The sequence below is a fragment of the Streptomyces sp. WZ.A104 genome, from assembly GCF_002382885.1.
Classification (GTDB): Bacteria; Actinomycetota; Actinomycetes; order Streptomycetales; family Streptomycetaceae; genus Streptomyces.
In genome coordinates this window covers 17,002-28,022 of the sequence record NZ_NWVL01000054.1, presented here as the reverse complement: position 1 = coordinate 28,022, position 11,021 = coordinate 17,002, and the positions used below count along the sequence as shown (strand labels likewise).

The 11,021-nt window shown below is 73.6% G+C and carries 8 protein-coding genes; 4 read left to right on the top strand and 4 right to left on the bottom strand.

The features are described from left to right. Positions 1-64: 64 nt before the first annotated feature. A complete protein-coding gene (locus CIB93_RS25740; protein WP_096630207.1) occupies positions 65-853 on the bottom strand; it encodes an ABC transporter ATP-binding protein in 789 nt (262 codons plus the stop codon). Next, complete coding sequence (locus CIB93_RS25735) at positions 846-1,769, bottom strand: ABC transporter permease (protein WP_096630206.1); 924 nt, start codon at positions 1,767-1,769, stop codon at positions 846-848. The genes CIB93_RS25740 and CIB93_RS25735 overlap by 8 nt, the downstream gene beginning before the upstream one ends. A 165-nt stretch (positions 1,770-1,934) precedes the next feature. Between CIB93_RS25735 and CIB93_RS25730 the strand changes: the two genes are divergently transcribed. Continuing rightward, entirely contained in the window at positions 1,935-2,543 is a 609-nt protein-coding gene (locus tag CIB93_RS25730) for a TetR/AcrR family transcriptional regulator (RefSeq protein WP_179500248.1), read from the top strand. Between the two features lie 102 nt (positions 2,544-2,645). Here the strand turns inward: CIB93_RS25730 and CIB93_RS25725 are convergent, their stop codons facing one another. Continuing rightward, a complete protein-coding gene (locus CIB93_RS25725) occupies positions 2,646-3,851 on the bottom strand; it encodes a hypothetical protein (RefSeq protein ID WP_096630204.1) in 1,206 nt (401 codons plus the stop codon). 278 nt (positions 3,852-4,129) lie between these two features. Then, entirely contained in the window at positions 4,130-7,654 is a 3,525-nt protein-coding gene (locus CIB93_RS25720; protein WP_096630203.1) for a CDP-glycerol glycerophosphotransferase family protein, read from the bottom strand. 164 nt (positions 7,655-7,818) lie between these two features. On the opposite strand from CIB93_RS25720, the gene CIB93_RS25715 reads away from it, so the two are divergent. From CIB93_RS25715 to CIB93_RS25705, 3 genes are all read left to right on the top strand, one after another. Beyond that, positions 7,819-8,958 (top strand): CDP-glycerol glycerophosphotransferase family protein, encoded by a 1,140-nt coding sequence (locus tag CIB93_RS25715; RefSeq protein WP_096630233.1) that lies wholly within the window; start codon positions 7,819-7,821, stop codon positions 8,956-8,958. A 113-nt stretch (positions 8,959-9,071) separates the two neighbouring features. Beyond that, positions 9,072-9,899 (top strand): methyltransferase domain-containing protein, encoded by an 828-nt coding sequence (locus CIB93_RS25710; protein WP_096630201.1) that lies wholly within the window; start codon positions 9,072-9,074, stop codon positions 9,897-9,899. 11 nt (positions 9,900-9,910) lie between these two features. Next, on the top strand, positions 9,911-10,909 hold the full coding sequence (locus CIB93_RS25705) for a TylF/MycF/NovP-related O-methyltransferase (RefSeq protein WP_096630200.1): 999 nt from the start codon (positions 9,911-9,913) through the stop codon (positions 10,907-10,909). Positions 10,910-11,021 lie beyond the last annotated feature (112 nt).

Genomic DNA, 11,021 nt, shown 5'->3' with positions numbered 1-11,021 from the left:
GGGCCGGATGCGGCTGGACGGCCCGGGGTTGCGCCAGGAGGAATCGGCAGGGCTGATCCGACGGCTACTTGCGGTTCGTGAACGCCTCGTATGCCGCTACCACTTCCTTCGCCGGGCCGTCCATCCTCAGCGTGCCCGCCTCCAGCCACAGTGCCCGGTCGCAGGTTTCGGTGATCGACTTGTTGCTGTGGCTGACCAGGAAGACCGTGCCCGCCTCGGCGCGCAGCTCCTTGATCCGGTCCTTGCTGCGACGCTGGAACTTCGCGTCGCCCGTGGACAGCGCCTCGTCGATCAGCAGTACGTCGTGGCTCTTGGCGGCCGCGATGGAGAAGCGGAGCCGTGCGCCCATGCCGGAGGAGTACGTGCGCATCGGCAGCGTGATGAAGTCGCCCTTCTCGTTGATGCCGGAGAAGTCGACGATCTCGTCGTAGCGTTCGCGGATCTGCTCGCGCGTCATCCCCATCGCGAGCCCGCCCAGCACCACATTGCGCTCGCCGGTCAGGTCGCCCATCAGGGCCGCGTTCACCCCGAGCAGCGAGGGCTGCCCCTGGGTGTGGACCTTGCCCCGGCTCGGCGGGAGCAGCCCCGCGATCGCCTTGAGCAGCGTCGACTTGCCGGAGCCGTTGGAGCCGATCAGACCGATCGCCTCGCCCCTGTACGCGGCGAAGCTCACCCCTTTCACGGCGTGCACCTGGCGTGCGCCGGGGGTACGGCGGCGCGAGGTGAGCCGACTGAGCGCCGAGGTCGCGCTTCCCCTGCCCGTACGGGCGCCGTTGACCGTGTACGTGATGTGGACGTCGTCCACCACGACGGTGGGGACGCCCGGGTCTGCGGAAACCTTGAGCTCAGCCACGTCCGTACGTCTCCTCGGCCTTCCAGAAGTACACGAATCCCGCCACGCCGCACAGCAGCGCCCAGCCGGCCGCGGCCGCCCACGCATACGGCGGCAGCTGCGTCGCGCTGTAGCTGTCGATGAGCGCGTACCGCATGAGGTTGATGTAGAGCGCCGCCGGGTTGTACTCCAGCAGCACCATCACCGCGTGCGGCACCCGGTCGCCGGCGAGCAGGTGGTCCAGGCTCCACATCACGCCGGAGGAGTACATCCAGGTCCGCAGCACGAACGGCGTCAGCTGCGCGATGTCCGGGGTCTTCGCCGTCAGCCGGGCCACGGCCATCGACACCCCGGTGTTGAACAGGGCCTGGAGGGCGAGCGCCGGGACGGCGAGCAGCCAGGACGGGCGCGGGTACTGGCCGAACAACAGCAGGATCAGGGTCAGCGCGCCCAGCGAGAACAGCAGCTGCTGCAACTGTTGCAGCGCTAGCGCCACCGGCAGCGAGGCGCGCGGGAAGTGCAGGGCCCGCACCAGCCCGATGTTGCCGCTGATCGCCCGGGTGCCCGCCGTGATCGAACTACTGGTGAAGGTCCAGATGAAGACCCCCGTGACCAGGAACGGGACGAAGTCCTCCACCCCGCGCTTGGTGTCCATCAGGACGCCGAAGATGAAGTAGTAGACCGTCGCGTTCAGCAGCGGCGTCATGATCTGCCAGATCTGGCCCAGCTTCGCCTGGCTGTACTGGGCCGTCAGCTTGGCCGTCGCGAACGCGGCGATGAAGTGCCGCCGCCCCCAGAGCTGCCGGACGTACGCGGGCAGCGACGGCCGCGCCCCGCTGACCGTCAGGCCGTGCCGGGCGGCCAGGGCGGCCAGCTCGCCGGGGGCGTGGACGGGGGCGCTCACCTGGGGTGGCGGGGCTGCTGTCTGGCTTGCCACGAACGATCACTTTCGACGGAAGCGGGAGGGGCGGAAAGGAGCGGAACGGCACGGTCCCGTAGGGACGCCATCGTTGGGACGGGACCGTATCGTCGTAACGCCGAGAGTAGGACGTCCTTACGTCGCAACGCAACCGTTTCGTCGTGGCCGACTATCATGCGGGCCATGAGCACCGAACGGGGAACCCGTCGCCGAGCCCCCGCGGGCGCCGCCGTCCTGCGCGAGGACGTGACGGACGCCATCCGCGCCGCCGTCTTCGAGGAGCTCGCGGCGGTGGGGTTCGCCCGGATGTCCATCGAGGGCATCGCGCGGCGCGCCGGGGTCGGCAAGACCGCCGTCTACCGCCGCTGGAAGTCCAAGCTCGCCCTCGTCCTCGACCTCGTCGCGGCCGTCGCCGCGCAGGGGATGCCCGCCCCGGCCACCGGTTCGCTGTACGGGGATGTTCGCGCCGTCCTCGAACTGGCCGCCTACGCCCTGCGCCACCCGGTCGCCTCGCAGGTCATCCCGGACCTGCTGGTCGAGGCGGCCCGCAATCCGGAGATCTCCGAGACGATCAAGGCCGCGCTGCTGGACCAGCAGCAGGGCATCGCCGCCGTCGTCGTGCGGGAGGCGGTGGCCCGGGGCGAACTGCCCGAGGGCAGCGATCCGGACCGGGCGCTCGACCTCATCGTCGGGCCGCTCTACTGGCGGCTTGTCGTCGTCCGCGGCGAGCTCCCCAAGGGCTACCTCGACGACCTGGCCGCCTCGGCGGTCGCCGCGCTGAAACAGGCCTGAGCGTTGAAGCAGGCCTGAGCGGAGACCGGGGAGCTTCCCGGCCCCCGCCGCGTAGAAGCGGACCTGAGGTGCGGCGACCGCCGAGGCGGCCAAGGGCCGGTCTCAGCGCCCCGGTACCCGCGCCAGTACCTCGCCCGTGCGCGTACTGAACGCCAGCACCGTCGCGTTCTCCGGCAGCCGCTGGAAGCGGGTCAGCAGCAGCCACCGCACGCCGTACCGGGCGGTGATCCGGTCCCGCCGGGCCTGCGGGGTCGACGCGTCCAGGTACGCGGCCACCGCGCCGCTCCGCTCACGCCGCTCCGCGGCCGCGAGCCCCGCGTCCGGCAGCGCGTCGGCCAGTACGTACGCCCCGTGCCCGGCCAGCGCGTACATCGCGGGGCGGCTGTCCGTCAGGACCACCTCGCCCGCCGGGACGTACGCGGTCGCCCAGGAGTACGGCTCCCCGGCCGCCCGCACCCCCTCGGCCTCCGGCGGGGACGTGGTCCGGCCGCCGGGCGGGGTGCGCGGGGCGGTGAGCCCGTTGTAGTACGGCCACAGCGACGCCACGGCCACCGCGCACACCGCCGTGAACGCCCACCGCCGCAGGGTCGGCCGGACCCGGGTCCGCGTCCGGACCGCGATCAGGGCGACGCACCCCAGTGCCGCGCCGATCGCCGTCGGGGGGTGGACCAGCAGGACGAGCCCGAGCAGTACGCCGATGCCCGCCGCCTCGGCCCACCGGGGTACCCGGCCCGGTTTCGGGGCGCCCGGGCGGGGAACGCGGGCCGCCGTGCGACCGGTCCACGCCCACAGGTGCAGGGTGACCGCGACCGCGAACGTGCCCGGCGCGCTCCACCGGGCCGGGTCCGCCCAGTGGATCAGGGCCAACGGCACCAGCAGGAGGACCGGCACCCAGCGGTTCGGTGTCAGCAGCCGGGTGAGCCGCCCGATCCCGGTGAGCAGGAGCAGCAGGTTGACCGAGGCGGCCAGCGCCACGACGGACGCCCCGGAGAATCCGGCGGCGCGGGCGGCCAGCCCCTGGACGAGCGCGTACGGGGAGTAGTGCGAGCTCGCCACCGCGGGCAGGTCCGTCGTCGGGAACGCCGGGTGCAGCAGGTTCACCCGCAGCCGTTCGACGACCGCCGCCTGGAGCCCCGCCTCGCAGCACAGCGGCGCCTGCCAGGCGGCGGCCGACAGCACGGCCCACAGCAGACCGCCCAGCAGCAGATACGGCGAAAGCCACACGGGAGGCCGGGCCGCGGCGGCACCGTCGGGCGCGGCGGAGGGCGGGAGGTCGGACGGGACGGAGGTCGTGGGGGAGAGGGACACATCTGATGGGTTCCGTGCGGCGGCCCCGCTCTCCCCGCCGCCACTCGTCCGAGGGATTCCGGGTGCCGGTTCCCGACGAGAGGTGTCCAAAGGCCGCCCCGCAATCCCCGGCGGGCGCGCGACGACAGCTACGGCACCGCGCCGCGTTGCCGAACGCCCGCACACATCCCGCACGCGGACGTCCCTCCAGCCTGCGATGCACCGCACCTGACGCCGCGCGCTGACCCACCGGGTACGGCGGGAGAGTCCGTGATCCACCAGGGATGACGGGACGGCCCTCAGTCCGCCAGCAGCCGGTCCGCCACCCTGGCCGCCGCGCCCCCGTCGTCCAGGTCGCAGTAGTCGCGGCGGAAGCTCTCGTACGCGTCGGCGTGCCGGGCTGCCAGCGACCCGGTGTCGCGCAGCGCCTGCGCCACCTCGTCCGTCGTGACCAGCAGCGGCCCGGGAGCCCGGGTCTCGAAGTCCAGGCAGAACCCGCGCACCGTGTCCCGGTAGTGCTCCAGGTCGTACGCGTGGAAGAGCATCGGGCGGCCCGTCAGGGCGAAGTCGAACATCAGCCCCGCGTAGTCCGTGACCAGGACGTCGGCGACGAGGAGCGGCCCGGCGGCCCCCGGGTGCCCGGAGACGTCGAGCACGCCGGGCCCGTCCTGTGCGGCGCCGGTGACCCGGGGGTGCCGACGGACCAGCACGGTGTGCCCGGGGCCGAGTGCCCGTGCCAGGGCGTGCGGGTCGAGCGCCGGGTCCCAGCGGTACGGGCCGGGGGCCGTGCGGTCGGGCGACGCGGAGGGGGGGTGGGCCAGCTGGTCGCGGTAGGTCGGGGCGTACAGCACGACGCGGTGCTCGGCCGGGATGCCGAGTTCCCGCCGTACCTCCTCGGCGGCCTTGTCCCGGTCCGGCGGGAACAGCACGTCGTTGGCGGGCGAACCGGCCTCCAGCACCTCGCCCCCGTACGCGAGCGACCGGCGCAGCCACGGGGTGGCGAAGCGGCTGGGGGAGACCAGCACCGACCACTGGGCCGAACGGTGTGCCAGGGTGGCGAGATACTGGTGGTCGGCGTACAGGGTGTCCGCCAGGCCGGTGCCGAAGCGGCCGAGCGGGGTGCCGTGCCAGGTCTGGACGACGGTCTGCCCCGCGCGCCGCTCGAACCACGCGGGCAGCTGTTCGTCCGTGACGATCCGGCGGGAGCGCGCCAGCGCCTCGTACCAGGCGGGGCTGTGCACGGGGACGGCGGTCGCGCCCGGCGGGACGTGCGTGATGCGGCCGGGCGCGGTCCCGGTGACCCACAGGTGCTCGGCGTCCGTGCCCCGGCGCACCAGCTCGGCGTGGACGGCGCGCGGGGAGTCGCCGCCCGCGTAGAGGACGGTGTCGCGGAGGGGCGATGTGCGCCGGTCGCGGTAGCGCGCGGCGCGCAGAAGCCGCCTGCCGTACGCGCTCCGCTCGGCGACCGGGAGCGCGGGGCCCGCGACGACGGTCAGCCGGTCGCCGTGGCGCCGCTCCGGGGCGAGGGCCCCGTCACCGCGCGGGAGGCGCGCGGCGAGCGAGGTGAGGACGCGCACGGGGTGACCGTCCAGCCGGAGGCCCCAGCGGCCCTCGGGGAGCGGCGGGACGATCAGCGCGGAGAACCGGCCCGTCGCGCGGTCCACGGCCGCCTCCGCGACCGGGACCGTCTCGTGCAGCGTCTCGTGGCAGAGGAGCAGACGGGCGGGACCGGCGCCGTGGACGCCGCCGTACGTCCCCGAGACGCGTACCGCCCCTGACACGTCGGGCTTCGCTCCCCGCGCGTCCCGCACCGCCCCTGACACGTCCGGCTTCGCTCCCCGCGCATCACCCACCACCTCCACGCGGTCCGCGACCGGCACCCCCGCCGTATCCAGCACCAGGTTCCCCGCCGCGTCCGCGCACGCGGGCGGCGGCAGGCCCGGGGCGGCGGGCAGCGGTACGCGGGTGCCGTCGGCGAGCAGCAGCCGGGCCCGCCAGCGCGCCCCGGTCTCCGCCTCGACCTCGCGCGGCGCGCGGTGCGGGGCGGGCGGTACGGCGGCGAGTCCGGCGAGCGGGATGCGTACCGTGAACCTCCCGCCGGCCCCAGCCGCCGCAGCCACTCCATCCGCCCCGCACTCCACCGGGAAGGAACGCTCCTCGGCCCCCTCGCGTGCCAGCAGCAGAGCCGTGGGGGAGGCCGCTCCGCCGAAGACCCGGACGACGAGCTCCAGCGTGCCCGCCCCCTCCGCCGAACCGTGCGCCTCCACCGCACCGTGTGCCTCCGCCAGCGCCCGCAGCCGTGACACCGTCAGCCGCAGCCGGCCGCCCCGGTAGTCGAGCACCGCCCGCCGCCCGTCGCCCAGGTCGTGCACCAGCGGTTGGTCCGCGCCCGCGTCCGGGGCGCGCACCGCCACCCGGCGGACCGTCCCGCGCCCGGCGAGCACCAGGCCGACCAGCCAACCGCCGTCCGCCGTCGCGGGCAGCCGGTCCGGGTCGAGGGCCATCTCGAAGCCCGCGTGGTCGTAACTGTGCAGCTCCTGACCGGAGTTCACCGTCGCCTCGGGCTCACGCACGGACCGCGTCGGCACCGCGCGCACCTGACGGCCCCCGCCCGCCGCCCGGACCATCCCCACCGCGACCCGCTGCCGCGCCGACCCGGCCGGGAGGTTGCGCAGATACGCGTACCCGCGCAGCCGCAGCTTCCCGTCCGCGCCCCAGCGCGCCTCCAGCAGCCGGGCCACCGCCGGGATGTCCGTACGCGCGAGCCGGGCGCTCGCGCCACGCACGCCGGGGTACACCGCCCTCCGCCGCCCCGGCAGGCCCTCCACGGCGAACACGCCCGCCCCGTTGGCCCGTTCGAAGGCGAGTACCGCCAGCAGTTCGTCCAGCCGCCGCTCGCGCACCAGGGACCACTTGATGCGCAGCTCCACCGGCAGCCCCTCCAGTACCCCGTTGCCCGCCCGGTCCAGGAACGCCCCGGCCCCTTCCAGGAACGCCGCCCGGTACGCCTGGCCGCCCATCGGCAGGCCGTCCAGGAAGTACCCGAAGTCGTCGCGCAGGCAGGACGCGTCGTACGCCTGCCGCTGCGCCGCGTCCCGGCCGCCCAGGAACGCGCTGACCTGCTCGCACGCGGCGATCCGGTCCCGTACGCCGGTGACGTCCGTACGCCGCCGGGTGATCGAGCCCTCCCGCACCCGCCAGTAGTAGACGTGCTCGTGCAGGACGTCGACGGACCCGGCGAGATAGTGCGCGGGGATCATCACGGGGGTGTCCTCGTACAGCTTGCCCTCGGGGAAGGCGAAGGCGTGCGCGTCCCAGAAGGACCGCCGGAACACCTTGTTCCACGCCACCCGGTCGGCCAGCAGACGCGGGTCCCGGGTGATGTGGGTACGGGGGCGGGGGGCGGTCAGCCAGCGGTACTGCCAGGCCTGCTGCCGCCCCTGCCCGGTCAGCCGCCACACATTGCCGGTCACCAGATCGGAGCCGGTCGACTCCAGCGAGGCCGTCATCCGCTCGTACGCGTCGTGCACGACGATGTCGTCGCTGTCCGCGAACGCCAGGTAGGGCACGGTGGGGGTGGTGTGCCGGACGCCGGTGTTGCGGGCCGCGCTCAGGCCCGCGTTCTCCTGCCGGACCAGCCGGAAGCGGTCGTCCCGGGCGGCGAACTCCGCCGCGATCCGTGCGCTGCCGTCCGTCGAACCGTCGTCCACCATGACCACCTCGATCGCTTCGAGGCTCTGGTCCGCCACCGAGCGCAGGCAGTCCTCCAAGTAGTCCTCGACGTTGTGGACGGGGACGACGACGCTGAGGAGTGGTGGCTTCATGTCCTGGTCAACCGAGGGTGGGCCCCGGGGTCACCGGCGCTGCCCCGAACGGGTGAACGCGGGCGGCCGGGTGCGCCGGGCCGCGACTACCCTCGGCTCCCATGCCCCGTCGTGCGCCCGCCCTGTCCGCCGCGTCCGCGAAGCGGTTCGTCCGTCGCCAGGTGATGCGGGCCGCCTACCGGACCGACCTTCACCGCCCGCTCGACCCGAACCTCGCCGTCTACGGGGCGTACTGGAACCGGGGCGTCGCCTGCAACCCCGCCGCGATCCACGCCCGGGCCCGCGAACTCGCCCCGCACATCGAGGGGTTGTGGGTGGTCTCCTCCCGGCACCGCGACCGGATGCCGCCGGGTGTGCCGTACGTCATCGAGGGCTCGCGCCCCTACTGGCGGGCGATGGCCACCGCCACCTACCTGGTGAACAACTCCAGCTTCCCCGGCGGCTTCACCAAGCGCCCCGGCCAGCGCTACCTCCAGACCCACCACGGGACCCCGCTGAAGACCATGGGCCTGGACCAGCGCGCCTATCCCGCCCTCGCCCGGAAGACCGACTTCGGCAAGATCCTCGCCCATGTCGCCCAGTGGGACTTCAGCCTGTCCGCCAACCCGCACAGCACCGAGGTCTGGGACCGCGTCTACCCTGCCCCGAACGACGCCTCCTACGAACGGCTCGACCTCGGCTACCCCCGTAACGACGTCTACTTCACCGCCACCACCGAGGACATCGCGAAGATCCGCGCCGGACTCGGCATCGAGGAGGGGCAGACCGCGCTGCTCTACGCCCCGACCCACCGCGACTACCGCGACGGTTTCGTCCCCGACCTCGACCCGGAACGACTGGCGCGCGAACTGGGCCCGGAGTACGTGCTGTTGGTCCGCGCTCACTACTTCTACGGGCGGTCGGCCGGGATCGCCGGGCCGGAAGGGGGCCGGGTCATCGACGTCACCTCCCACCCCCGCGTCGAGGAACTCTGCCTCGCCGCAGACGCGTTGATCACCGACTACTCGTCCCTGACGTTCGACTACGCCTGCCTGGACCGCCCGATCATCGTCCACGCCCCCGACTGGGACGCCTACCGGACCACGCGCGGTACGTACTTCGACCTGCTCTCCGGCCGACCCGGCGACACCCCCGGCACCGTCACCACCACCTCCGGCCGACTGGCCGAGGTGTTCCGGACGGGGGAGTGGCGCTCGCCGGCTTCGGCCGCGCTGCGCACCGCGTTCCGGGAGCGGTTCTGCCCGTACGACGACGGGCGCGCGGCCGAACGCGTGGTACGGCGGTTCTTCGCGCCGCTCGGGTGACGTGGGCCCCCGCCACCCGGATGGCTCAAGGCGCGCTCCCCCCGCCGATTCCTCCGCCTCGCGTGGTCGTTGTGCCCAACAGTTCGCTCGCCCCGCCATGTTGGGAGACGCCCATGCACCGGTCCGCCTACGAGCAGATGGAACTCTGCATCAAGGAGTACCTGCCCGTCGAAGGGCCTGCCGGAGGGGTTGCCGGAGGGCCTGCCGAAGGGTCCGCGTCCGGCACCTACCGGGTCGTCGACCTCGGCTCCCGCATCTCCGGCAAGCAGACCCGCACCCACCGGGCGCTGCTGGCCGGGCACTCCATCGACTACTTCGGGGTCGATGTGCAGGCCGGGCCCAACGTGGACGCCGTGATGAAGAAGCCGTACCGCATCCCCGCCCCGTCCAGCAGCGCCGATGTCGTGCTCTCCGGGCAGGCGTTCGAGCACATCCCGTTCTTCTGGACGTCGATGCTGGAGATCGCCCGGGTTCTGAAGCCGGGCGGTCACGCGTTCATCACCGCCCCCTCGCGCGGCCACGTCCACGACGCGCAGGACTGCTGGCGCTACTACCCCGACGGGTTCCGCGCGCTCGCCGCTCACTCCCGGCTCGAACTGCGCGAGGCCTACACCGACTTCCCGCCGCACAAAGGCATCTGGCACGACTACCGGGCCATCGACAGGAAGGCCGCCTACTGGGGCGACTCCGTGGGTGTCTTCCGCAAGCCGCAGCGCTACCCCCGGCTGACGATGTTCGCCGTGCGGGAGCTGGCGGTCTGGTGGGCGAACCGGGTCGGCGGCGTGGACGGCGTCCCGCTGCCCCGCCCGCTGGACGGCCGCGAGCGCTGCGGCAGGACCGGGGCCGCCCCCGTAACCGCCGGAACCCAGGAGGCCGCGCCCGTCCCCGAACAGGCCCCCGCAGCCGAACAGGCGCCGGAACAGGGATCAATGGCAGGTTGACGAAAAATGACATGTCGCGCAAACCGCGCGTACTGTCCCGGGGCATGGCTTGGCGCAACGCCGTCAACGGCGTCCTTCAGCAGCTCACCGGATATCAGCTCAGGCGCGTCACAGTGCCCGCCGCCCGTACGGCCCCGGCCGACCCCGCCCCGGCCCCGGCCGACCCCGCCCCGGCCCCGGCCGACCCCCTCCCGGCCCCGGCCCCGGCCGACCCCGCCCCGGCCCCGGCCGACCCCGCCCCGGCCCCGGCCGACCCCCTCCCGGCCCCGGCCCCGGCCGACCCCCTCCCGGCCCCGGCCCCGAAGCCGAAGCCCAAGGCGAAGAAGCCGGACCTCGCGTTCCCGGAGGACTACGACGACGAGGCCAAGGACATCATCCGGGCGGTCAAGCCCTACTCGATGACCTCGCCGGAGCGGCTCAACGCCTTCATCCTCGCCACCCGGCACATCGCCCGCCACAACATCCCCGGAGCCGTCGTCGAGTGCGGTGTCTGGCGCGGCGGTTCCATGCAGGCCTGCGCCCGGACCCTGCTGTCCGTCGGCGAGACCGAGCGCGAGCTGTACCTCTTCGACACGTACGAGGGCATGACCCCGCCCACCGCCGAGGACCTGCGCCGCGACGGCCGCCCGGCCCAGGAGCTGCTGGACGCCCAGGGCAAGGACCGGCCGATCTGGGCCGTCGCGTCCCTGGATGACGTCAAGGAGGGCTTCGGCCATGTGCCCTATCCCGAGGAGCGCATCCACTACGTGCAGGGGCGGGTCGAGGACACCGTTCCCGAGCAGGCCCCCGAACAGATCGCGATTCTGCGCCTGGACACCGACTGGTACGCCTCCACCAAGCATGAACTGGAGCACCTGTACTCCCGGTTGGTCAGCGGCGGCATCCTCCTGATCGACGACTACGGCTACTGGCAGGGATCGCGCCAGGCAGTCGACGAGTTCCTCGACAAGACCGGCGAGCCGCTGTTGCTGCTGCGCATGGACGAGGGCCGGATCGCCGTCAAACCCTGAGGCCGGACCCCACGGCAGCACCGAGCCCCGTGCCCCTCCCGGTACGGGGCTCGAACACGTCACCGGCGCGCCCCCGTACGCGTGACCCCGCCCTCGCGGTCACCCGAATGGG